Origin of the sequence: Collimonas sp. (assembly GCF_035566375.1) — a bacterium.
Classification (GTDB): domain Bacteria; phylum Pseudomonadota; class Gammaproteobacteria; order Burkholderiales; family Burkholderiaceae_D; genus Collimonas.
The window spans coordinates 17,421-39,528 of sequence record NZ_DATMRK010000021.1 but is presented as its reverse complement, the minus strand read 5'-3'; the positions used below and the strand labels follow the sequence as shown (position 1 = coordinate 39,528).

The following is a 22,108-nucleotide window of genomic DNA, read 5'->3' as shown; positions in this document are numbered from 1 at the left end:
TTCATAGAAGGCGATGCTGCCATCTGTACGTTTGAGCCGCACCGTATGGATATATCCGGTGAAGCAACGCATGGTTCCGTCACCGCGTACCAACTCCACACACAGTAATTTCCCGTGCAGATCCTTGAGAGGTATCAGCGCGTCGTCTGACAGCAATTCGATCTTGTAAGAGAAATCCCGGCTTAAGCCTTCGATTGCTTCGAGCTTATTAATCAGCAGCTCGGCCTGCGGACCGTCGTTGTTGACGAACGAGACTCGCAAGATGCGTTTGTTTTGTCTGCCGTCAATCAGGCTTTGCAGTGTTCGAATTGCATTGGCCATGCAAGCTTCCTGTAGTTATGTAGCGTTTCGTCGCGAAATTAGAGAGGGCGGCTCTGCCATGCTCATACTGAGGCGTCGCTTGTCTGTTGCCAGAGAACAGTTATCTAGCATTCAATGCTGCCCCTATAGCACATGAGCAACCGCAAACGATTGTGTCGCCAGTTTCCGAGTGCCAATATTGTATCATCGATAATATATTATTATTGTTTTGAGGCCCGCCCCGCAGTCATCCCCCCGATGTTGCACGGATACGCTTGGCACGCGACTTATTAATTAATTGACAAGCAACTCGATTATTACTGCAAGGATATTCAATCGACAATAAGTTAAGACTTAAAGTGATGGAATTGCTTGTAGATAGGCGGTAGTTGGCTGCTAGGATAGCTGCTCGTTTGACAACTATCTGAATGGAGGATGTTCGTATGGAAAACAAAATCTCGCTCTCGATTCCCGACGCCGTACAGAAGCAGGTACTGCTGAAAATCACCGAGTTGAAAGGATTATTAGCGCCGTATCTGATTGCGCTTACGCCGCAACAGCGGGGAGCGATCCTCAAAATGGGCGACCGCTCTCAGCCCTTTGTCGACAAATCCTTGGAATATGCGCAGCGCAATCCCAATCTGTTGCCAAGCTTTCTCAATCTGGCCGAATGGAAAAAAGACACCGTCGGCCGCAAAAATCTGAGCGACATGCAATATGCCTTAAGCGAACTCAACTCCAACGTCGCCGACACCAACATGCAATGCGGCTCGGAAGCGTATAACCAGGCACTGCTGTTTTACAATAACGTCAAACAAGCCGCCAAGAACAACGTGCCCGACGCCAAAGTCATCGCCGAAGAGTTAAGCAAGCGCTTTAGTAGCCGGCCGGCAGCGCAGGAACCACCGGCCAGTTAAGTTTTAACGGCATCTACACAAGAGGGATGTGCCTGGCGGCACATCCCTTTTTTTGTTTCCCGCGCAGGCAAGTGGGCAAGAGCGGAGGCATAACACCGAAATTTCTCGCGGCAAAAGTGCCGTATCCGAACTCCGAGGCAGGACGTTCCGCTTCGGAGGTTCGACGCGCTGCCTCGGAGGTTCGATGTTCTGCCTCGGAGGTTCGACATCCTGCCTCGGAGGTTCGACGTCCTGCCCCGGAAGTTCGACGTCCTGCCTCGTAAGCTCGATGTCCTGCCTCGGAAGTTCGATGTCCTGCCTCGGAAGTTCGATGTCCTGCCTCGGAAGTTCGATGTCCTGCCTCGGAAGTTCGATGTCCTGCTTCAGAGGCTCAATGCCCTACCTCGGACGTTCGATGCCCTGCCTAATGGGTTCAACATCGACGCACAACGCATCAATTACATTCTTTCATGCCGCCAAATAGAATAAGCCATTGGCGGATTGTCATCGCTACCAATAGCGTTTATAGTTGGCCGTCCCTGAAAAAAGCAGGGAACGGGTTTTGCAGCCTGGTTTACAAGAAGCGCACAAGCCGCGTTATGCGGTTTTTTCATGTGCGTCACCTTCGTTCGTCCCTACGGGCGGCGATGGTGGGGAGCCTTCGGGCTGCCGGTTTTTCTTCTTGTACCGGTCTGCAAATCCTGCCATCTGCCGCCCTCCCGTTTTGCAGCGGAAAACGGCTTAAACGTAATCAAGGAGCCAGCTATGACTAGCATCAACTCGTCTGCACAATTCCCCCATCAAGCAATTAGAGCCGATCACCAGCCGTTCTCATGGCTGGCTGAAGAATTACGCATCGACGCGTCGATGCAATTCCTGGCGCATACGCTGGATATGACACAGGGCATTCAAACCTGCCTGGGCTTGATCCACGCCAGCAATCAGGCGCGTGAGGAAAGCGATCCGGCATGTCCGCCGACGTTGAATGTTTCCGATACCGAGTGCTTAACGCGGCTGGCGATGGCAGTTGCGGGGTCGTTGTCGGAACAGGCGGAGCGGCGTATTGCATGGTTTAATCAACGGTATGCGGCCTGAGTTACCCACAGAAATTGTGAACAGCCCTGTGGATAACACCCCTGCTAACTCGCTAAGCTATTGATTTAATAAACTTTTCCGATAGTGGTACAGAAGCGCGCAGCGGCATGGGGACGGCCAGTGAACTGGCAAATAAGCTGGCCGGTCCCCTGCCGCCCCACCCCTTCAAGCGAGGGCTATACCAAGCCCTGCACAAAACTGAACATCGCCAGCTCAAGATCGTTATGTGCGTTGAGTTTTTTCATGACGGTGCGCTTTTGCGTACTGACGGTTTTGATGCTCTTGCCCAGCACGCCGGCAATATCGCTGACACTCATCCCCGCGAGAAAAAAGCGAATCACTTCGTATTCGACTTTGCTCAAGGCTTTATGGTTATTCTTGCTGTTGCCTCGCTGCACTCCTTTGGCGAGCAAAGCGCTGCGGATCTTGGTCGACAGCCAGCGGCCGCCATACACCACCGCCATGACTGCATCATGCAGATCGACGGCGGCGTCAGATGCATGGACTACGCCGCCAACGCCGCAATGCATGACGTCTTCAATCACGGTGGCGTCGTCGCTTGCGGTGTAGACAATGATGGGTAATTTCGAAACGCGCTTGCTTAATCTCGACAAATCATAGAGTTGGTGTACATCTCTATTGTGCTGTTCGACACTGTGCAGAATGTAAATCAGAATATCGCAAGAGGCCATGAAATCGATCTCTTGCTCTTGATCCTGCAACTTGCTCCAGTGCGGCATGACAGTCATTTCGCGCCGCTCCTCAAGCAAGGATACAACCGTCTCCCGCACTGGAACCGTCGCTCCCAGCACCGCTAATCGGATCTCCTTGGACATTGCCAGTCTTCCTCTTCTATCTGTAAATCAATAGCGCAGCTGCTGCAACACATGCTAAGCAGTTGTTCGCTAGTCTTTTCAAATTACAACTATTGCTCATCTGTATCATGAACGATGGAAAGTAGAATGGAATTAGAACTTTCTGGATATACAAAGAAGCCTGCCACAGGATCACTCCTCTGCCGGCCAGGTTCCGAGAATCGGTGGTTGCTCAGGCCAGCTTGATGGAAAATAGCGCACAGACCAGGATTGTGATCAGAATCCCGACGCACAAGACCGCCTTGTCTACCTGATGTGGTGCGGTGATCACATTGCTTTTAAATAGCGTAATCACCGCACCGACAACAGCAATTCCAATCAGCAATACCCATCTATCAAACTCATTCATCTTGCACTTCTTAGGAGGTGGATGCAGTTGAAAAATCAAAAACTTGTCATCAATACGATGCATGAAGGCGGCGCGTTCCCATTCGATGGAAACACGCTTGAAGCATCACCTTGCGTTGCCGGGCAATAACGAATCATGCCCAGCCGTATTGCGGGATAAATATTTACCGCAGATGGTACACAGCCGCACCAGATAAATGACTGAGAATAATCTCATAAAGCATGCGTCATACAATTGCCGCTAATCAAGCAAGCATTCACACTAGCCCGAAACGCAAAAAAGCCCGCATTTCTGCGGGCTTCGAAGAGATTTCCAACCAGAGCGATCGTGCTGCGTTTTGCTGGCGAGCTTACTTATTTACGCGCAAACACCGCCGCAAAGAAACCATCGGTCTGATGCTGGTGCGGCAGCAGTTTCAGATAGTCACCCATTTCCAACGCGATCTTTTGCTCGGCCAATACGTCTTTCATCGGCACTAAGGAAAAATCTTCATGGCTGGCCAGGAACTGCGCGGCAATCGCTTCGTTTTCCTCGTCCAGCAAGCTGCAGGTGCCGTACACCAGGCGGCCGCCGGATTTCACCAGGCGCGCGGCGCTGGAAAGAATCGCGATTTGTTTAAGATTCATTTCGGCAATCGCCTCCGGTGTCTGCCGCCATTTGACGTCCGGATTGCGGCGCAAGGTGCCGAGGCCGCTGCACGGCGCATCGACCAGCACGCGGTCAATTTTGCCGGCCAGGCGCTTGACCTTGCCATCGTTCTCATGCGCGATCAACACCGGATGGATGTTGGACAGACCGCTGCGCGCCATGCGCGGTTTGAGTTTTGCCAGGCGTTTGTCGGAGACGTCGAAGGCGTACAAGCGGCCAGTATTGCGCATGGTGGCGCCCAGAGCCAGCGTCTTGCCGCCGGCGCCGGCGCAGAAATCGACCACCATCTCGCCGCGCTTGGCGCCGACGATTTGCGCCAGCAACTGGCTGCCTTCGTCTTGCACTTCGATGGCGCCGCTCTTGAACAGAGGCAGGTTTTGCAAAACCGGTTTCTTGATGACGCGCAAACCAAGCGGTGCATACGGTGTCGGCTCGCACAAGATCGGCGCTTCAGCCAAAGCGGCGATGACTTCTTCGCGATTAGCCTTGAGCGAATTGACGCGCAGATCCAGCGGCGCCGGTTGATTCATCGCATGCGCCAGCTGCAAGGTGGCGGCTTCGCCATCACGCGCTACCAGCTTATCGAACAACCATTGCGGCAGGTTGGAACGCATCAGCGGCGGCATCAGGTTACGGTCGATTTCGGCGACACGTGTCAGCCATTCGGTTTCTTCTTCCGACAGACCGCCCAGGGACTCGATGCTGACCGCATCGGCCAGGCCTAGCAGGGTCATGCGGCGCATGGTCGGGCCGTTGCCGGATTCGGCAAAGCTGGTGTAAATGGCCTTGTTACGCAACAAGCCGTAGACTGCTTCGGCTATCACGCCGCGCTCACGCGAACCAAGTTTCGGATGATCACGGAAGTAGCGCGACAAAGTGCCGTCGGCGGGGCCGGTGAAGCGTAGGATTTCGCGCAGGACTTCTTCGGTGTGACCGACGATCGCGGGAGGCAATCTCATGGTGAATCTTTCTAAATATCTGTTGAATCTGTTGATCGTGCCCGGGCTGGCCGTGGCAAACGATAATATTAGCGTTGCTGCTAGACAGTGCTGTTACTCGCTCGTGTTACGCACTCGTCCATCCTGGATGCTCAATCGGCCTTCGACAAACCAGCGCACTGCACGTGGATAGAGTTGATGCTCTTCAATCAGCACGCGCTGCTGCAGCGACTGTTCGGTATCGTCTTCCAGCACCGGCACCACTGCCTGCGCCACGATGGGACCGTGATCCAGCGTCGCGGTAACGAAATGCACGGTCGCGCCATGCACCTTGACACCGGCTTCCAGCGCTTGCCTGTGGGTTGCCATTCCGGTGAAACTCGGCAGCAGCGAAGGATGGATATTCAACATGCGGCCGGCGTAATGCTCTACCAGCGGCGCTGTCAAAATACGCATGAAACCCGCCAGTACCACCAGATCGGGGGTAAAGCCATCGATCACGACGCGTAAGGCGGCGTCGAACTGTTCACGGTCGGGATAATCTTTGTTCGCTACCACTGCCGTTGGAATACCTTGGGCAGCAGCAAATTTCAAACCCTCGGCATCGGCCCGGTTGCTGATAATCGCGGCGATTCTGGCAGGCCATTGTTCGGTTTGAGCGGCGCGGACGATGGCTTCCATATTGCTGCCACGCCCGGAAATCAGGATAACGATGCTTCTCATGGCGCGCATTGTACCTGTTGCACTGCCGGTTTTGAGCAAAAACCGCGCTGAATGTCGTTTTTTATCGTTGCTTATCGTTGCTTATCGTTGCTTATTGCTGTCTATCGCTATTGGAATGAATAAAAGACGCGGAAGGCAACTTTCTTGTCAGCCCAGAAATCGGCACTGTCGCGGAATACGTCGAGCAGGGTTTCCCGCGCTTCCTTGTCAAACTTGGGGGTATTCGGCAGTTGTTCGATCACCACGATAAAACCTGGCTGCGGACCGGACTTGTGCGCCATATCGGTGAGGCAATCGGCCAGGGCGTCGAAATTCTTACCGAAATGCTTGGGAAAATGGAAGGCCTGGGCAATATTCGCCAGCACTTGCTGTTTAGTCGTTGCGTCGGCGCAATAGGCGTAGAGGAAATGCTGCCCGAGACGGCTAGCCTCCGCCTGCAAGTCGGTCACACGGAAGGCGCGGATGGACTGCACTACATTTGGCGCTACGGTTTTGAACAAACTCATTTTTCCCTCAGCTAGAGCAATGATGATGGATTGCTGTTGTTGTTAGGACTTACGCAAAATTGTCCCAACAAGGCGTACCGAGCGTAGACAGTACGGTTGTACGGCAAGCCGGTACAACGCAGTTGGGGCGGTTTTGCGTAAGTCCTAGTTGTATCTCATTCGCTCGTCTCAGTTACTCCTGGATGCGCCTGAAAGTTTGATAATGATTGTCAGTGTAGTAGTACTCACCAGAAGTCTGCGGATTGCCGCCGGCAATGATTCTACGTGCGCCGCGATTACGGGCGCGCGGAGTTTTTACCGTGAATTCGTGATAATAGCCACGCTGTTGCCTGGGCAGCATCCCTTCATAATTTCCAAATATCACGCCATCTTTGGCGTAAGGGAAAGGCCCGCCCTGCTTAATCAATATCAACGTCGCTTGCGCTTCTTGCGGCAACTGATCTGCCGCAACCACATCCTGCGGCAGGGCGTCTCGCGCAAAAACTTGAAAAGACAACAACAAACCCAGTAGTAATAAGATCCCGTTACGCAACATGGCAGTGGCGAAATCCGAACTTAGACCAAGGAAATGGTAGCGGGTTGCGTGGCTTTTCATAAATTTAATATTTTATGGATCTGGTACTGTAGGGTAACGTGTTGATGAAAACGAATCAACCCGTATCCTTGTGCCGGTCTTAGGTGTTGCAATATTTGACATATCCGGCGCGCTGCTTGGTGCAGGAAGCAGATCAGGATTCTGCCGGACCAAAAAAATCGACCACCTCGTCACGCCGGGCCAAGGTATCTTTCTGCCCCATGCGAATCAATTCACGCGTATAGCCGGACTCAAACAGCAGATATGAGGCCAGGCCGCCGCCGCGCACATCCTTGGCGCCAAGACCGCCCAGCAAGGTGCGGATCGGCAAGGGCAAGCTGCCGAAATGCTTGGTAGCAATATCGTCGATTTGTTCCGACGGCGAAATAATCAGCATTTCCACCGGTTTCAGCGGTGTGCGCAGGCGCTGTTCTGCCGTCAAAAAGGACAGCGTGTGATTGATGCGCTCCAGCCTTTCGATATCCACCGCCAGCCCGTCCAGGAAGATGCTTGACAGGGCGTGGCTGGCGATTTGCGCCAGACTGGGGTAACTGGCAAACATGGGTGCATCGCTCGGCGCCTCCTTGCGGCGGCCGGCGCCGACCACCAGCACTTTGCTGGCGCCCAGGTGAATTGCCGGGGAAATCGGCGCCAGCTGGCGCATCGAGCCATCGCCGAAATATTCGCGGCGGCCATCGCAATAGATCGGGATCGCTGGAAAGATGAAAGGAATCGCCGATGACGCCAGCAAATGGCCGACGCCGATCTGGTCTCTCACGGCGCGCCGCTGGCTACGGGTCCAGCTCTGGATTTCGGTGGCGCTCTGATAAAAAGTAATGTGCTGGCCGCCGCTATACGAGGAAGCGGTGATCGCCAGTGCATCCAGGCTGCCGTTGGTCAGCGCCGTATCCAGCCGCTCCAGATCCAACAGCCGGTGCAGCAAGGTAATCAGCGGCGTATTGTCGAGCAGGGAAGCGGGCGGGTTCGCATGCCATTTGCGCAGCAGCCAGCCGAACGACAGCAAGGACAGCCAGCGCGCACCCGAGCGCAACACGCCCAGCGAATCGGCGCGATACACCTGCTCGACCGTAAAGTGCTCCCAGACATCCATCAGCTTTTGCACGCCGAGACCAAAGTTTTCGACCCGGCAAGCCAGCGCCGTGGCGTTGATGGCGCCGGCGGAGGTGCCGCAAATGATATTGAAGGGATTGCGTTCCGGCGCCCAGCCCTGCTCCCGCAAAATGGCCGCCACCGCATCCATCACGCCAACCTGGTAAGCCGCGCGCGCGCCGCCGCCAGTTAGGATGAGGCCGGTTTTTTGTTTTGTCTCCATGGATATGAAGAGTAACAGGGCAAAGGAAATTTGTGGGAGCCGGCTTACGGTTTTGGTAAGGGGGAGCTGCAGGTGCAAGGCGTACTTACCTGCTGCTTCCCCGCTGCCATTTCCACAAGCGATGACGAAGCGGCGCTGACTCTAGTGAACGCTAACCTCTACCCGCCGCGCCTGCGCGTTGTCGCCGCTGCCGGTCGTCACCTGCGGTTTCTCCAGCACGATGGCGTCTTCGGCGACACCGGCGATCAACAGAATCGCCTTCACGCTCTTGGCGCGCTCCTTGGAAATCTCCTCGTTTTTAGCCGGATCGCCGGTGGTGTCATGAAAACCGCTGACCACTACTTTGCCATCGGCCTTGGCTTTCGATGCATCCACGATGGGCGCCAGTTTTTCAGCGGTATCGGCGGGCGCTTCTACCTTGCCCGACTCGAAATAGATGACGGTTGCGGGTGACGAGGCTGGTGCGGCAGTGCCGGCTGCGGTTGCTGCCGGCGGCGCAGTGACCGGCACTGGCACCAGCACAATCTCCTGCCCCGCTACCGCTGCCTGATTCATGCTGGTAGCCGGCAGCAATGGCACCAGCAACAAGGCCACGATATTGATGATCTTGATCAGCGGATTGACCGCCGGGCCGGCGGTATCTTTGTAGGGATCGCCGACGGTATCGCCGGTCACTGCGGCCTTGTGCGCTTCCGAGCCCTTGCCGCCGTGATTGCCGTCTTCGATATATTTCTTGGCGTTGTCCCAGGCGCCGCCGCCGGTGGTCATCGAAATCGCCACGAACAAACCGGTGACGATGGTCCCCATCAGCAAGCCGCCCAGAGCTGCAGGGCCAAGCAGCAGGCCGACCACAATCGGCACCGCCACCGGCAACAGCGACGGGATGATCATTTCCTTGATGGCCGACGCCGTCAGCATGTCAACCGCCTTGTCGTACTCCGGCTTGCCGCTGCCATCCATGATGCCCTTGATGTCGCGGAACTGGCGCCGCACTTCGATCACCACCGCACCGGCTGCGCGGCCGACTGCTTCCATCGCCATGGCGCCGAACAGGTAGGGAATCAGGCCGCCGATAAACAAGCCGACGATCACCAGCGGATTCGACAAATCGAACACCGTGCTCTTGCCTACCGAATCCAGGGCATGCGTGTAATCGGCAAACAAGACCAGCGCCGCCAGCCCGGCCGAACCGATGGCGTAGCCCTTGGTGACCGCCTTGGTAGTATTGCCGACGGCGTCCAGCGGATCGGTAATCGCCCGCACCGAATCCGGCAACCCCGCCATCTCGGCGATGCCGCCGGCGTTATCGGTAATCGGGCCATAGGCGTCCAGCGCGACTATGATGCCTGCCATCGACAACATGGCAGTGGCGGCAATCGCAATGCCGTACAGGCCGGCCAGCCAATAGGAAGCCAGGATCGCCACGCAGACCGCCAGCACCGGATACGCCGTGGATTTCATGGAGACGCCGAGACCGGCAATGATATTCGTACCGTGGCCGGTGGTGGAGGCTTGCGCAATATGACGCACCGGCTTGAAATCGGTGCCGGTGTAGTACTCGGTGATGTACACCATCAAGCCGGTCAGGACAATGCCGATCAGGGCCGAGCCCATCATCGGCACCCGCATCGGCTGCGGCAGGATCAGCCAGGTGACCACGGCAAACCCGATCAGGCTCAGGATCGCCGCCCACCACAAACCGGTGTACAGCGCTGACATGATTTTCTTGCCAGGCTTGGCCTTGACCATCGAGCAGCCGACAATGGAAGCCAGGATCGATACCCCGCCCAAGGCCAGTGGGTACAGCACCGCTTGCAATTCAGCGCCGTGGATCAGCAAAGAACCAAGCAACATGGTGGCGATCAAGGTTACCACATAGGTTTCGAACAGATCGGCGGCCATGCCGGCGCAGTCGCCGACATTGTCGCCGACGTTATCGGCGATCACGGCGGGGTTGCGCGGATCGTCCTCGGGAATGCCGGCTTCCACCTTACCGACCAGATCGGCGCCGACATCGGCCCCTTTGGTGAAGATACCGCCGCCGAGACGCGCGAAAATGGAAATCAGGGAAGCGCCGAAAGCCAAGCCGATCAGGGGCCGGATGATGTCGTGCAGAGATAGTCCGGATGGCGCGGCGAACGCCAGCAGCCACAAAAAGAATAAGGTCACGCCCAGCAGTCCCAGGCCGACCACCAGCATGCCGGTAATCGCACCGCCGCGGAAAGCGACGTCAAGCGCCGGCCCCATGCCCTTGGTCGCCGCCTGCGCCGTGCGTACATTGGCGCGTACCGAGACATTCATGCCGATGAAGCCGCAGGCGCCCGACAGCAGCGCGCCGATCAGGAAGCCGATCGCCGTCACCAAACCCAGGCCGGGCAATAGCGCCAGGATAACGAACAACGCCACGCCAACCATGGCAATGGTGCGGTACTGGCGCGCCAGGTAGGCCGCCGCCCCTTGCTGAATCGCCGCCGCAATTTCCTGCATGCGCGGATTGCCGGGATCCTGCTTCAATATCCAGCTGCGCGAGACTAGCCCATAGATGACGGCAATGACGCCGCAAGCGACGGCAAACCATAGACTTAATGCCATGTTGACTCCTCCTGTTTTTGGTACGGCTTCACGACAAAGTAAGACAACTACACCATTTCACCGGCATCCATGCGCGCCAAATGGAGCGGATTGCCGGCCAATACTGCGTAATGCATTTCTTTTCGCTGCCCTTTTATTCTCGGAGATGTGCTTGGGCTGGCTTGCTGCGATGTTGTTTGGGGCTTGATTTATTCTAAGTGATTTTGTTGGTCAAAAGAAAAAGCGGACCGGAGTCCGCTTTCTTTTATGCTTCCAATGCCGCAAACGCGCTATCGCGTATTTGCTCAACCGGACCGACGCCGGCGATCTTGCGATACTTGGGTGCGCCTGGTAAGCCGGCCTTGGCCCAGTCGCCGTAGTAATTGACCAGCACTTCGGTCTGCTCGTGATACACCGACAGCCGCTTCTTGACGGTTTCTTCCTTGTCATCGTCGCGCTGGATCAGGTCTTCGCCGGTGATGTCGTCCTTGCCTTCCACTTTTGGCGGATTGAATTTAACGTGATAAGTACGGCCCGACGACAAATGCACGCGACGGCCGCTCATGCGTTCAATGATGGCCGTATCGGGAACGTCGATTTCCAGCACATAATCGATCGTGACGCCGGCGTCCTTCATGGCGTCCGCTTGTGGAATGGTGCGCGGAAAACCATCGAACAGGTAACCGTTGGCACAATCCGCCTGCTTCAGCCGGTCTTTGACCAGACCGATGATAATATCGTCCGATACCAGACCGCCTGCATCCATCACTTTCTTCGCCTCGATACCGAGCGGCGTGCCGGCCTTGACTGCTGCGCGCAACATGTCGCCGGTGGAAATCTGCGGGATGTTGAATTTCTCTTTAATGAAAGTCGCTTGCGTGCCTTTACCGGCACCAGGCGCTCCTAAAAGGATGAGGCGCATGTTAAGTCCTAAGGTGAGTTTGTGAATTGATTGCGGCGACGGCGCGCTCGATGAATGGCTCGCAGCGACGTCTCCTGAGATGCTTTTATTTGTACCACGCTATCTTTGCATGAAACTTACCATACAATTTTACCAAACAGCCAGTCCGCGGCACTATTTCTGTTGGTTCTACGATAATTTTCATGCACTTGCGTGACGCTTCAGTGCTTACTTCTAACCTTACTTTGAACATTATCCGGCACTGAAAAAACTTCGTACCCGCTCCAGATCTTCCGGCGTATCGACCCCTGCCGCAGGAGCCGCCGCGGCAATATGCACCGCAATCGGATAGCCGTGCCACAGCACCCGCAACTGCTCCAGCGCTTCGATCTGTTCCAGCGGCGATACAGCCAGGGTCGGATAGGTTTGCAAAAAGCCATTGCTGTATGCGTACAGGCCGATATGCCGCAAGGGCAGATAGCCGGCGGGAAAATCCCGTTGTGACTGCGCAAAACCATCCCGGTGCCAGGGAATCGTCGCCCGTGAAAAATACAACGCACGCCCGGCCTGGTTCAAGACCACCTTGACCACATTCGGGTTGAAGGCATCGGCCGCCGAGTCGATCGCGTGCGCCGCGGTCGCCATCGGCACTTCGCTGGTGATCTGCGCTGCGGTCGCCGCGATCAGCGCCGGATCGATCATCGGTTCGTCGCCTTGCACGTTGACCACTACCGCATCGGCCGCCAGTCCCAGCGCAGCCGACACTTCGGCAATGCGGTCGGTGCCGGACGGATGATCGGCGCGGGTCAGGCGCGCAGCGATGCCATGCTGGGCGCAAACCGCCAGGATTTCCGCATGATCGGTCGCCACGATCACTTGCGCCGCGCCGGATAACGCAGCACGCTCGGCGGTGCGCACGATCATCGGCTTGCCGCCGATGTCGGCCAGCGGTTTGTTAGGCAGGCGGGTAGACGCCAGCCGCGCCGGAACAATGACGGTGAAAGGTCGGGTCGGACTCGCCATGTGCCTCGCCTATGCCGCTGGGCCAGTTGGGGCCGGGGCGCTCGGCGCGGCCGGGCTGTTCAGGTCGCGGGCCTGATCGGCCCACATGATAGGGATGCCGTCACGGATCGGATAAGCCAGCTTGTCAGCATTGCAAATCAGTTCCTGGGCTTTTTTATCGTAATGCAGCGGGCTTTTGCAGATCGGGCAAACCAGGATGTCAAGCAGTCGAGTGTCCACGGAGTTTCTCCAGAATTTCATGTATTTGATGAGCTAACGCAGCATCGATCTGCGCCGTCACCGGAACCACCCAGATGCGCGGATCGTTCTTGATGGAAGCTATTTGCCGACATTTTACTGCATCCTTTTCAGTAATCAGGATGAAGTCGGCCTGCAGCGCGGCAAAGGGGTTGTCGGAAAAGTCATGATGATCGGGCAAGGCTAGCGTTTCGAACACCAGTCCGGCCGCGGTCAGCATCGAGAAAAAGCGTTGCGGATTGCCGATGCCGGCAGCGGCGGTGATACGCATGGCCGGGTTCTGCAAGCTGGCCAGCGCCCTGACCTGGCTCGGATTGCAGAGTTGCAACGCCTGCTCGCCAAGCAGTTGCATGCGGATCGACGAGGCTGGCATGGAAGGCGGAATCGACGCCGCGTTGACCACGGTAAAATCACGTCGACGGCTTGCCGGCTCACGTAAGGGCCCGGCCGGCAGCAACCAACCGTTGCCGACGCCGCGCGCATCGAACAGCACGATTTCGATATCGCGTTGCAAACGATAATGTTGCAAACCATCGTCAGACAAGATCAGATTCACCTCGGGATGCGCTTGCAGCAACGCCTCGGCGGCAGCCACCCGGTTGCGACCCACGACTACCGGACATTGCGCGCGACCGGCAATCAGCAATGGTTCGTCACCCACTTCCGCTGCGAGCGATGCTTGGTTCACATGTTTCACTACGGATTGTCCGTCGCCTGCCTGCGCCGCATAACCGCGCGAGATCACGCCCGGCGTATAACCGGCCTGGCGCAACGCTTGCACCAGCCAGATTGTCAGCGGCGTCTTGCCGGTGCCGCCGACAAAAATATTGCCGACCACGATCACCGGCACCGGCAAGCGCGTACTGGCTTGCCAGCCGGCTGCGTACAAACGGCGGCGCAGCGACGCCAGCAAGCCAAACAGGAGCGACAACGGCCATAACAAACATGCCAGCAGACCGCGCTGCTGCCAGGCGGCGCTCAGGATCGATTCGGCGGAACGCCGGGCCGCGCCATCGCTCGATGACTTACTTGTGGCCACTAGTCTGGGCGGCAAACGTGATCTTGTCGAAGCCGGCCAGACGCGCCGCTTCCAGCACATTGATCACGGTCTGATGAGTAGCCATGGCGTCAGCGTTGATGATCACTACCGGATCGCCTTTGGACTGGCCGGACTGTGCTGCACTCTTCAGATCAAGCGCCAAAGACGCCGCGTCCTTGGACGATACCTGGACGTTGTTGACCGCATACTGCCCTTGCGGGTTGACGGCGACGTTGATCTCCTGCGGCTGCTGCATGGCCTTGTCGGCGTCAGCAGTCGGCAAGGTGATTTGCAGCGCGGTGAATTTGCTGTAGCTGGTGGTAACCATCAGGAAAATCACGATCACCAGCAAGACGTCGATAAACGGGATCAGGTTGATTTCGGGGTCATCGCGCCCCTTGCCTTTGCGGAAGTCCATCTTATTTACGTGCGCCGTGGACGGTATCGACAAATTTCACCGCCTGCTGCTCCATATCGACAATGAAGCTATCCACCAAAGCCCGGAAATGGCGATAGAAAATCAGCGCCGGCATGGCAATCGCCAGGCCGAAACCGGTGTTGTACAAGGCGACCGAAATGCCGTGGCCGAGTTGGGTCGGATCGGCGCCGGCGCCAGTGGTCGCGCCAAAAATCTCGATCATCCCGACCACCGTGCCAAACAAGCCCATCAATGGCGCCAGCGATGCAATGGTGCCGAGCGTCGTCAGGAAACGTTCCAGCTCATGCGCTGTGGCCTGGCCGGCTTCTTCGATCGACTCCTTCATCAGGTCGCGCGGGGCGTCGACATTGCGCAGGCCGGCGGCCAGCACCCGTCCCAACGGTGAGTTGGTTTCCAGGTTGGTAAGGACTTCGGTGTTGATCTTGCCGTTGTGATAAACCCGTATCACTTCCTGCAATAGCTGCGGCGGCAAAATGCGCGGCCGGCGTAGATAAACCAGACGTTCGATAATCAATGCGGTGGCAATGATGGAGGCAATTAGCAACAACCAGATCGGCCAGCCCGCAGCTTGAATAATGGAAAACAAAAGAAACTCCTTGGTGAGATCGAATTCGAGGCGATGCAAATGAGACTTCATCTGCACGGATGCAGAATGTAACTTGTTGAAGGCTTGTGAGCAAGCGCGAGCAGCGTTGCGGAGTGGAAATTTTTACGACTGCTTTCACAACGATTAAGAGCTGCGCCAAGTTCCGCACATTTTATGTGAACAAGATTGTGGACAACTACCTAACTCTGCAATGAAGTCCATGATTTCAAACGATTTTTTTATACTGCATCAAAAACGTGCAGAGTTTGCCGGCGGCACGCAGCCAAAGTTCTCCACAGATTTTGGGGATAACTTTGTGAACAAGCACACTGGATTCACAGGAAGTCCTTGATTGGAAACGGATTTTCGCTACTGTTCAGGAACCGGTGAAAATGCATCTCAAACAGCGATTTATGGATGGCGCGGGCAATTTTTCTCATCTTTCATAGTCGTTTTGTCATGACCGCGCTGACGGATATCCACAAGCCCGCGCCGTTCCATAGTTACCCACAGAATATGTGGATAAGCTTGTGCGCAAGCACACTGCAATCCGGGCAAGCCCTTGATTTGTTTCGCTTTTCCATTGATGTTCAGCGACCGTGCTTTACAATGTCAGCGCTCCACAGAATCACTCGCCAATAACGCCCCCTGAAGCCCCCTGAAAGCCCGTATGAATTTCTCCAGCGACACCGACAACCGTTCCAGTGGACCGCCAGTACTGACGGTTTCCGCCTTGAATCAAGCCGTGGCGCGCATGCTGGAACGCAGCTTTCCGCTGGCTTGGGTCGCGGGCGAGATATCGAATTTCAAAAGCTACGCCTCCGGCCATTGGTACTTCACGCTGAAAGACGATGCAGCACAAGTGCGTGGCGTGATGTTCAAGGGCCGCGCCCAGCATGCCGGCTTCACTCCGCGCGATGGCGACAAGGTTGAGGTGCGGGCGTTGGTAACGCTGTACGCCGCGCGTGGCGACTATCAGCTCAACGTCGAAGCGATCCGGCGCGCCGGTGTCGGCAATCTGTACGAAGCGTTTTTACGCCTGAAAGAAAAACTGAATGCGGAAGGCTTGTTCGATCCCGCCCGCAAGCGGCCGCTACCGCAATTTGCACGCTGTATCGGCATCGTCACCAGCCTGCAGGCGGCGGCGCTGCGCGACATCCTGAGCGCTTTGGCGCGCCGTGCGCCGCACGTGCGTGTGATCCTGTATCCGACCCCGGTACAAGGTGACGGCGCCGCACAAAAAATCGCCGGCGCCATCAATACCGCCGCCGCACGCGCCGAATGCGATCTGCTGCTGGTTTGCCGTGGCGGCGGCAGTATCGAAGATTTATGGTCGTTCAATGACGAAGCGGTAGCACGCGCCATCGTCGCCGCGCCGATGCCGGTGATTTCAGGCGTCGGCCATGAAACCGATTTCACGATTGCCGATTTCGCCGCCGACCTGCGCGCCGCCACCCCGACCGCTGCCGCTGAACTGGCGACCGTGCCACGCGCCGACTGGCTGGCAACGCTAGAGACGCATGCCGATGACCTGACCCGCGCCTTGCGCCGCCAGCTGGCGGAAACCAGCCAGACTCTGGACTGGCTAAGCCGCCGCCTGAGCAGCCCGGCCGCCACCATTGCGCATGAACGGCTGAAGCTGCAAAGCCTGCAAGCCCGGTTGCTGCACGCCACCAGTATCCCGTTGACCCAGTCGCGCCATGCACTGCTGAATTTACGTACTCGCCTGGCCGCACAAATACCCAGCACGACTGCGCCGCGCATCGCACTGCTGGAACAGAGCCGGCGTCTCAATGGCGCGATGGCCGCGCAAAATCGACAGCGCCGGCAAACCGTGGCAGCGCTGAATGCGCAACTGGAACTGCTCAATCCGCAGCGCACGCTGGAACGCGGCTACGCCATCATCTCGGACGCCAAGGGCCATGTGATCCGCAGCCCGCAAGCGCTGCAGCCGCGCCATGTCGTCACGGTGCAATTGGCAGAAGGCAGCGCCAAGGTCGGCATAGACAGCGTGCAGGCTACGCTTGATTAAGACTATTTAGTTATTAGTTCAAGAGAGAAGAATTCGTAAGCATGCTGCATGGATCAGCTAAGCGCTTTACAATAGCTCTTCCCTGGAAACTGTTCATGAGATGTATAGGTAACAGCTTCTTTGTATTTCCAATAAAACTATAGTAAGGACACAACATGGCACACACACTCCCGCCCCTACCATACGACCTGGACGCACTGGCTCCACACATCTCCAAGGAAACCCTTGAATTTCACTATGGCAAGCATCACCAGACCTATGTGACCAACCTGAACAACCTGATCCCAGGCACAGAATTCGAAAACGCATCATTGGAAGAGATCGTCAAGAAATCTTCCGGCGGCGTTTTCAACAATGCAGCGCAAGTCTGGAACCACACTTTCTACTGGAACAGCCTGTCGCCACAAGGCGGCGGCGCACCAACCGGCGCATTGGCAGATGCGATCAACGCCAAGTGGGGTTCGTTCGACAATTTCAAGGCAGAACTGACCAAGACCGCCATCGGCACTTTCGGTTCCGGCTGGGCCTGGCTGGTAAAAAATGCTGACGGTTCGCTCGGCCTGGTATCGACTTCCAACGCCGCTACGCCGCTGACCACTGACGCCAAGCCTTTGCTGACGGTCGACGTTTGGGAACACGCTTACTACATCGATTACCGCAACGCCCGTCCAAAATACCTGGAAGCATTCTGGGCATTGGCGAATTGGGAATTTGCTGCGAAGAATTTCGCATAAGACAAACTTGTTGCCGCTGATAAGGATTCAAAAACTTATCGAGGCCACATGTAAAAATAGCGCCGGCTTTACTGCCGGCGCTATTTTTTTGTCCACAAGGCGAACTGCCTAAATTTGCTCCGGCTTGGCAATCGCTCGCCACAGCATCTTAAACAGCGCATTCGCCTGCAGCGCCAGCGGTTCCGTTTCACCGCGCATGGTATGCATATGCACCAGCCTTTCCAGGATGCCGATGAAATAATCGAGCAGGATTTTCTCGTCCACCTCATCCGTCAGTACGCCTTGCGCGCGGCCGTCGGTCAAGGTTTTCATCAGGACTTCCATCATTTCCGGCTGTCGGAAAGTGCGGTCGCGCCCCCATGCGCTGACCTGCAGCGAGCTCATGATGAGCTGGCTTACCTTGGGATTGCGGTCGAAAAAATCCAGCACCACCCAGAACACCTTGCGCAGCTTGTCCTGGCAACTCTCGATGCCTTGCAAGTGATCGAGCATGCGTGACGCCAATGTGCCCAGCCAGGTTTCAAGGCAGGCGAACAACAGCGCTTCCTTGCTGCCGTAGTATTTATAGATGGTCTGCAGCGAGACGCTGGCGGCGCTGGCAATTTCGCCGAAGGCGACGCTGCGGAATTCGCGCTCTGAAAATAATGCCAGTACCGCATCCTCGATCCTTTGCCTGATCACGGGCTTGAGCAAAGCGCGGTCCAATACGATTTTCTGTGTTTCCGATGACATGGCTTTGATTGTGGCTGTGTTATATGTGTAATCAATATTACGATTGCTGCGATGCGCAATTCCGCGCCGCGGTTTAGAGTGGATTACCAATTGACGCTGTTCATTGCTTTAACTACAGTGGGTGATCAGCATTAATCAGAAAACAAGCAGATACAAAGATCAGAACCAAAGTGTAATTTCAATTACCAGAACATACAAGCCGGAGACGCTATGACTGAAGCCTATATTTTCGATTCCGTACGGACCCCGCGCGGCAAGGGCAAGAAAGACGGCAGCCTGCACCAGGTGACGCCGGTCAATCTGCTAGCCCAGCTGTTGCAGGCGCTGCAACAACGCAATCATCTTGATACTTCGCAGGTCGACGACGTGGTGCTCGGCTGCGTGACGCCGGTCGGCGAGCAAGGTGCGGATATTGCCCGCACTGCTGTGCTGTATGCCGGTTGGGATCAGTCGGTGCCGGGCGTGACGCAATCGCGGTTTTGCGCCTCGGGCCTGGAGTCGGTTAACCTGGCAGCGATGAAAGTCATGTCTGGCCAGGAACAACTGGTGGTGGCGGGCGGCGTTGAGAGCATGTCGCGCTGGGCCATGGGTTCGGACGGCGGCGCCTGGTTCATGGACCCGCGGGTCAACCAGATCACCGGCTTTGCGCCGCAGGGCATAGGCGCGGACCTGATCGCGACCTTGGATAATTTCTCCCGCAGCGATGTCGATAACTTTGCGCTGCAATCGCAACAGAAAGCGGCGCGCGCCCGTGCCGAAGGCCGCTTCGATAAATCGCTGATTGCGGTCAAGGATCTGAATGGCTTGGTGATTCTGGATCATGACGAATACATCCGCGCCCAAACCACGCTGGAAAACCTGGCGGCGCTGAAGCCCGCCTTTGAACAAATCGGTCAGATGGGTTTCGATGCGACGGCGTTGCGCAAATACACCACCGTCGAAAAGATCAACCATGTGCATCATGCCGGCAATTCCTCTGGCATCGTCGATGGCGCTGCGCTGGTTTTGGTCGGCAGCAAGGAGATGGGAGAAAAACTGGGCTTGAAGCCGCGCGCCCGGATTGTCGCCACCGCTGTCACCGGTTCGGAACCAACCATCATGCTGACCGGCATCGCCCCGGCTGCGCGCAAAGCGCTGGCCAAGGCGGGGATGGCAGCCAGGGATATCGATCTGTTCGAAATCAATGAAGCGTTTGCTGCGGTTGTGATGCGCGCCGTCCGCGATCTCGATATCGATCCGAGCCGGGTCAATGTCAACGGCGGCTCGATCGCGATGGGCCATCCGCTGGGAGCAACCGGCGCCATGATTCTCGGCACCGCGCTGGACGAACTGGAACGCAGCGGCAAGGCGACTGCCTTGATCTCGCTTTGCGTCGGCGGCGGCATGGGTATCGCCACTATCATCGAACGTGTTTAAGGGCCAGATCATGAGCGTGAATTTCCAAAAAGATGCGGACAATATCGTCACCCTGACCCTGGACATGCCGGGGCGTTCGATGAATGTTTTGAATGAGGCGCTGACCGCGCCGTTCATGGAGGCGATTGCCGCCATCGAAGCCGATCCAAGCATCGCCGGCGTCATCATCACTTCAGGCAAGGCGGATTTTGTCGCCGGTGCCGACATTGAAAAGCTGTATCAAATCACCGAGGCGCAAGCAGCCTTCGAGCTGGTGCAGGAATTCAAGGGTTTCCTGCGCCGCCTGGAACAGTGCGGCCGGCCGGTGGTGGCTGCTTTGAACGGCACCGCGCTGGGCGGCGGCTTGGAACTAGCGCTGGCTTGCCATCACCGCATCGCCATGAATAATCCGAAGGCCAAATTCGGCCTGCCTGAAGTCAAGCTCGGCCTGTTGCCGGGCGGTGGTGGCACGCAGCGCTTGCCACGCATGATCGGCATCCAGAATGCGCTGCAGCTGATGCTGGAAGGTAAGGAACTGCGCGCGGAAGAGGCGCAGCAACAAGGAATTATCCAGGAACTGGCGAGTGATAAAGAGGACATGCTGGCAAAAGCCAAGGCTTGGTGCCTGGCCAATCCCAAAGCGCAGCAACCGTGGGACGACAAGAAATTCCGCTGGCCCGGCGGCGATTCGCGCAGCCCGGCCAACGGCCAGCTATGGTCTGTCGCGCCGTCCATGGCAAACGTCAAGACGCATGGCAATTATCCGGCGGCCACCAATATCATGAGCTGCGTATTCGAAGGCGGCATTGTCGATTTCGATACCGGCTGCGAAATCGAATCGCGCTACTTCGTCAACTGCGCCTTGTCGCCGGTTGCCAAGAACATGATCGGTACGCTGTGGTTCCAGCTCAACGCCATCAACAAGGGTAAATCGCGGCCGGAAGGCATAGCGCCGTCCAAAGTGAGCAAGGTTGGCATACTGGGCGCAGGCATGATGGGCGCCGGCATTGCCTATGCCTCGGCCAAAGCGGGCATACAAGTGGTGTTGTTGGATAACAGCATGGCAAACGCGGAAAACGGTAAGGATTACTCCAGCAAGCTGCTCGACAAGGCAATCAAGCGCAAGCAGCAAACTGCGGAAGGCAAACAAACCCTGCTGGACCGCATCAAGCCGAGCGTGGATTTCAACGATCTGGCCAGTTGCGATCTGATTATCGAGGCCGTCTTCGAAGATCGCCAGATCAAGGCTGAGGTGACCCGGAAAACCGAGGCACTGATCAGCGCGGATGCGGTGTTTGCATCGAACACCTCAACCTTGCCGATCACCGGCCTGGCGCAAGCCAGCGTGCGGCCGGAAAATTTCATCGGCCTGCATTTCTTTTCGCCGGTGGACAAGATGCCGCTGGTTGAGATCATCGTTGGCCAGCACACCAGCCAGCAAACGCTGGCGCGTGGCTTCGACTATGTGCAGCAAATCAGGAAGACCCCGATCGTGGTCAACGACTCGCGCGGCTTTTATACTTCGCGTGTATTTGGCACGTATGTGATGGAAGGTTTGAAGCTGCTGATGGAAGGCCAGCATCCGCGCGCGATTGAGATGGCAGGCTTGCAGGCCGGCATGCCAGTTGGGCCGCTCGCGGTTCATGACGAAGTCAGCTTGTCATTGTCGCTGCATATCCTGGAACAGACCCGCAAGGATTTCGCCGAAGCAGGAAAACCTTTTGCCGGCCATCCAGCCGACGCCGGGCTGGAAAAAATGGTCAACCAGCTGGACCGCAAAGGAAAGAAATATGGCAAGGGATTTTATGATTATCCCGAGAATCAAAGCAAGCACCTGTGGCCAGGTTTGCAGCAAGCCTTCCCGCTCGCGGCCGAGCAACTTCCGCAAAAGGATTTGATCGAACGATTGATGTTTGTACAGGCCAACGAAGCTACCAAATGCTATGAGGAGAAGGTGGTGCTGACCGTCGCCGACACCAATATCGGCAGCATTTTCGGTTGGGGTTTTGCGCCGTTCCAAGGCGGTGCGCTGCAGTACATCAATGCCTATGGGGTCGCCAATTTTGTTAAACGGGCGCAGCAATTGTCAGAGCAATTCGGCAGTTATTTTGCAGCGGCGGCGATACTGGTAAAAATGGCGGAGCAAGGCAAGCACTTCGAATGATGTCGATACTGCTCTTCA

At 56.6% G+C, this 22,108-nt stretch carries 22 protein-coding genes; 6 read left to right on the top strand and 16 right to left on the bottom strand.

Going from position 1 to position 22,108, the window contains the following annotated elements; genetic code table 11:
• The coding region (locus tag VNZ60_RS06065) for a contractile injection system protein, VgrG/Pvc8 family (RefSeq protein WP_325657530.1) at window positions 1-321 on the bottom strand (321 nt) is incomplete at its 3' end.
• A 422-nt stretch (window positions 322-743) separates the two neighbouring features.
• Here VNZ60_RS06065 and VNZ60_RS06060 point away from each other — a divergent pair.
• Both VNZ60_RS06060 and VNZ60_RS06055 read left to right on the top strand, forming a co-directional pair.
• The gene (locus VNZ60_RS06060) at window positions 744-1,217 is read left to right on the top strand and encodes a hypothetical protein (protein WP_325657529.1); all 474 of its coding nucleotides are present in this window, start codon (window positions 744-746) and stop codon (window positions 1,215-1,217) included.
• 744 nt (window positions 1,218-1,961) lie between these two features.
• Window positions 1,962-2,291 carry a hypothetical protein gene (locus VNZ60_RS06055; protein WP_325657528.1) on the top strand — a complete coding sequence of 110 codons (330 nt, stop codon included), beginning with the start codon at window positions 1,962-1,964 and terminating at the stop codon, window positions 2,289-2,291.
• A 176-nt stretch (window positions 2,292-2,467) separates the two neighbouring features.
• Here VNZ60_RS06055 and VNZ60_RS06050 read toward each other — a convergent pair whose 3' ends face one another.
• From VNZ60_RS06050 to VNZ60_RS05985, 14 genes are all read right to left on the bottom strand, one after another.
• Window positions 2,468-3,127 (bottom strand): LuxR C-terminal-related transcriptional regulator, encoded by a 660-nt coding sequence (locus tag VNZ60_RS06050; RefSeq protein ID WP_325657527.1) that lies wholly within the window; start codon window positions 3,125-3,127, stop codon window positions 2,468-2,470.
• A 211-nt stretch (window positions 3,128-3,338) separates the two neighbouring features.
• Entirely contained in the window at window positions 3,339-3,578 is a 240-nt protein-coding gene (locus VNZ60_RS06045) for a hypothetical protein (RefSeq protein ID WP_325657526.1), read from the bottom strand.
• Window positions 3,579-3,868: 290 nt separating this feature from the next.
• Complete coding sequence (locus VNZ60_RS06040; protein ID WP_325657525.1) at window positions 3,869-5,122, bottom strand: RsmB/NOP family class I SAM-dependent RNA methyltransferase; 1,254 nt, start codon at window positions 5,120-5,122, stop codon at window positions 3,869-3,871.
• Between the two features lie 93 nt (window positions 5,123-5,215).
• A complete protein-coding gene (gene purN / locus VNZ60_RS06035; protein WP_325657524.1) occupies window positions 5,216-5,833 on the bottom strand; it encodes a phosphoribosylglycinamide formyltransferase in 618 nt (205 codons plus the stop codon).
• A gap of 98 nt (window positions 5,834-5,931) precedes the next feature.
• Window positions 5,932-6,330, bottom strand: a complete 399-nt coding sequence (locus VNZ60_RS06030) for a barstar family protein (protein WP_325657523.1) — start codon at window positions 6,328-6,330, stop codon at window positions 5,932-5,934.
• Window positions 6,331-6,502: 172 nt separating this feature from the next.
• Window positions 6,503-6,925 (bottom strand): ribonuclease, encoded by a 423-nt coding sequence (locus VNZ60_RS06025; RefSeq protein WP_325657522.1) that lies wholly within the window; start codon window positions 6,923-6,925, stop codon window positions 6,503-6,505.
• Window positions 6,926-7,058: 133 nt separating this feature from the next.
• Entirely contained in the window at window positions 7,059-8,237 is a 1,179-nt protein-coding gene (locus tag VNZ60_RS06020) for a patatin-like phospholipase family protein (RefSeq protein WP_325657521.1), read from the bottom strand.
• 141 nt (window positions 8,238-8,378) lie between these two features.
• Window positions 8,379-10,829 carry a sodium-translocating pyrophosphatase gene (locus VNZ60_RS06015; RefSeq protein WP_325657520.1) on the bottom strand — a complete coding sequence of 817 codons (2,451 nt, stop codon included), beginning with the start codon at window positions 10,827-10,829 and terminating at the stop codon, window positions 8,379-8,381.
• 244 nt (window positions 10,830-11,073) lie between these two features.
• Window positions 11,074-11,730: an adenylate kinase gene (gene adk / locus VNZ60_RS06010; protein ID WP_325657519.1), complete on the bottom strand. Its 657-nt coding sequence runs from the start codon at window positions 11,728-11,730 to the stop codon at window positions 11,074-11,076.
• A 231-nt stretch (window positions 11,731-11,961) separates the two neighbouring features.
• On the bottom strand, window positions 11,962-12,732 hold the full coding sequence (kdsB, locus tag VNZ60_RS06005) for a 3-deoxy-manno-octulosonate cytidylyltransferase (protein ID WP_325657518.1): 771 nt from the start codon (window positions 12,730-12,732) through the stop codon (window positions 11,962-11,964).
• A gap of 9 nt (window positions 12,733-12,741) precedes the next feature.
• On the bottom strand, window positions 12,742-12,951 hold the full coding sequence (locus VNZ60_RS06000; RefSeq protein WP_325657517.1) for a Trm112 family protein: 210 nt from the start codon (window positions 12,949-12,951) through the stop codon (window positions 12,742-12,744).
• Entirely contained in the window at window positions 12,932-14,023 is a 1,092-nt protein-coding gene (gene lpxK / locus VNZ60_RS05995) for a tetraacyldisaccharide 4'-kinase (RefSeq protein WP_414648783.1), read from the bottom strand. Before lpxK ends, VNZ60_RS06000 begins: the two co-directional genes overlap by 20 nt.
• The gene (locus VNZ60_RS05990) at window positions 13,995-14,426 is read right to left on the bottom strand and encodes an ExbD/TolR family protein (RefSeq protein ID WP_325657516.1); all 432 of its coding nucleotides are present in this window, start codon (window positions 14,424-14,426) and stop codon (window positions 13,995-13,997) included. Before VNZ60_RS05990 ends, lpxK begins: the two co-directional genes overlap by 29 nt.
• A 1-nt stretch (window position 14,427) precedes the next feature.
• A complete protein-coding gene (locus VNZ60_RS05985) occupies window positions 14,428-15,033 on the bottom strand; it encodes a MotA/TolQ/ExbB proton channel family protein (RefSeq protein WP_325657515.1) in 606 nt (201 codons plus the stop codon).
• A 670-nt stretch (window positions 15,034-15,703) separates the two neighbouring features.
• On the opposite strand from VNZ60_RS05985, the gene xseA reads away from it, so the two are divergent.
• A complete protein-coding gene (xseA, locus tag VNZ60_RS05980) occupies window positions 15,704-17,065 on the top strand; it encodes an exodeoxyribonuclease VII large subunit (protein ID WP_325657514.1) in 1,362 nt (453 codons plus the stop codon).
• Window positions 17,066-17,220: 155 nt separating this feature from the next.
• Entirely contained in the window at window positions 17,221-17,799 is a 579-nt protein-coding gene (gene sodB / locus VNZ60_RS05975) for a superoxide dismutase [Fe] (RefSeq protein ID WP_325657513.1), read from the top strand.
• 108 nt (window positions 17,800-17,907) lie between these two features.
• Here the strand turns inward: sodB and VNZ60_RS05970 are convergent, their stop codons facing one another.
• Window positions 17,908-18,531 carry a TetR/AcrR family transcriptional regulator gene (locus VNZ60_RS05970; RefSeq protein WP_325657512.1) on the bottom strand — a complete coding sequence of 208 codons (624 nt, stop codon included), beginning with the start codon at window positions 18,529-18,531 and terminating at the stop codon, window positions 17,908-17,910.
• Window positions 18,532-18,741: 210 nt separating this feature from the next.
• Here VNZ60_RS05970 and VNZ60_RS05965 point away from each other — a divergent pair, with 210 nt between their 5' ends.
• Window positions 18,742-19,947, top strand: a complete 1,206-nt coding sequence (locus VNZ60_RS05965; protein WP_325657511.1) for an acetyl-CoA C-acetyltransferase — start codon at window positions 18,742-18,744, stop codon at window positions 19,945-19,947.
• Window positions 19,948-19,957: 10 nt separating this feature from the next.
• Window positions 19,958-22,090, top strand: a complete 2,133-nt coding sequence (locus tag VNZ60_RS05960; protein WP_325657510.1) for a 3-hydroxyacyl-CoA dehydrogenase NAD-binding domain-containing protein — start codon at window positions 19,958-19,960, stop codon at window positions 22,088-22,090.
• Window positions 22,091-22,108 lie beyond the last annotated feature (18 nt).

What these genes read in the sequence shown, in the direction of transcription:
- VNZ60_RS05970 (WP_325657512.1), bottom strand. Translation starts at nt 18,531, where the DNA reads ATGTCATCGGAAACACAGAAAATCGTATTGGACCGCGCTTTGCTCAAG.
- sodB (WP_325657513.1), top strand. Translation starts at nt 17,221, where the DNA reads ATGGCACACACACTCCCGCCCCTACCATACGACCTGGACGCACTGGCT.
- VNZ60_RS06055 (WP_325657528.1), top strand. Translation starts at nt 1,962, where the DNA reads ATGACTAGCATCAACTCGTCTGCACAATTCCCCCATCAAGCAATTAGA.
- VNZ60_RS06025 (WP_325657522.1), bottom strand. Translation starts at nt 6,925, where the DNA reads ATGAAAAGCCACGCAACCCGCTACCATTTCCTTGGTCTAAGTTCGGAT.
- kdsB (WP_325657518.1), bottom strand. Translation starts at nt 12,732, where the DNA reads ATGGCGAGTCCGACCCGACCTTTCACCGTCATTGTTCCGGCGCGGCTG.
- xseA (WP_325657514.1), top strand. Translation starts at nt 15,704, where the DNA reads ATGAATTTCTCCAGCGACACCGACAACCGTTCCAGTGGACCGCCAGTA.
- VNZ60_RS06015 (WP_325657520.1), bottom strand. Translation starts at nt 10,829, where the DNA reads ATGGCATTAAGTCTATGGTTTGCCGTCGCTTGCGGCGTCATTGCCGTC.
- VNZ60_RS06060 (WP_325657529.1), top strand. Translation starts at nt 744, where the DNA reads ATGGAAAACAAAATCTCGCTCTCGATTCCCGACGCCGTACAGAAGCAG.
- VNZ60_RS05990 (WP_325657516.1), bottom strand. Translation starts at nt 14,426, where the DNA reads ATGGACTTCCGCAAAGGCAAGGGGCGCGATGACCCCGAAATCAACCTG.
- VNZ60_RS05965 (WP_325657511.1), top strand. Translation starts at nt 18,742, where the DNA reads ATGACTGAAGCCTATATTTTCGATTCCGTACGGACCCCGCGCGGCAAG.
- purN (WP_325657524.1), bottom strand. Translation starts at nt 5,833, where the DNA reads ATGCGCGCCATGAGAAGCATCGTTATCCTGATTTCCGGGCGTGGCAGC.
- VNZ60_RS06020 (WP_325657521.1), bottom strand. Translation starts at nt 8,237, where the DNA reads ATGGAGACAAAACAAAAAACCGGCCTCATCCTAACTGGCGGCGGCGCG.
- VNZ60_RS06050 (WP_325657527.1), bottom strand. Translation starts at nt 3,127, where the DNA reads ATGTCCAAGGAGATCCGATTAGCGGTGCTGGGAGCGACGGTTCCAGTG.
- VNZ60_RS05960 (WP_325657510.1), top strand. Translation starts at nt 19,958, where the DNA reads ATGAGCGTGAATTTCCAAAAAGATGCGGACAATATCGTCACCCTGACC.
- VNZ60_RS06030 (WP_325657523.1), bottom strand. Translation starts at nt 6,330, where the DNA reads ATGAGTTTGTTCAAAACCGTAGCGCCAAATGTAGTGCAGTCCATCCGC.
- VNZ60_RS06045 (WP_325657526.1), bottom strand. Translation starts at nt 3,578, where the DNA reads ATGCATCGTATTGATGACAAGTTTTTGATTTTTCAACTGCATCCACCT.
- VNZ60_RS06040 (WP_325657525.1), bottom strand. Translation starts at nt 5,122, where the DNA reads ATGAGATTGCCTCCCGCGATCGTCGGTCACACCGAAGAAGTCCTGCGC.
- adk (WP_325657519.1), bottom strand. Translation starts at nt 11,730, where the DNA reads ATGCGCCTCATCCTTTTAGGAGCGCCTGGTGCCGGTAAAGGCACGCAA.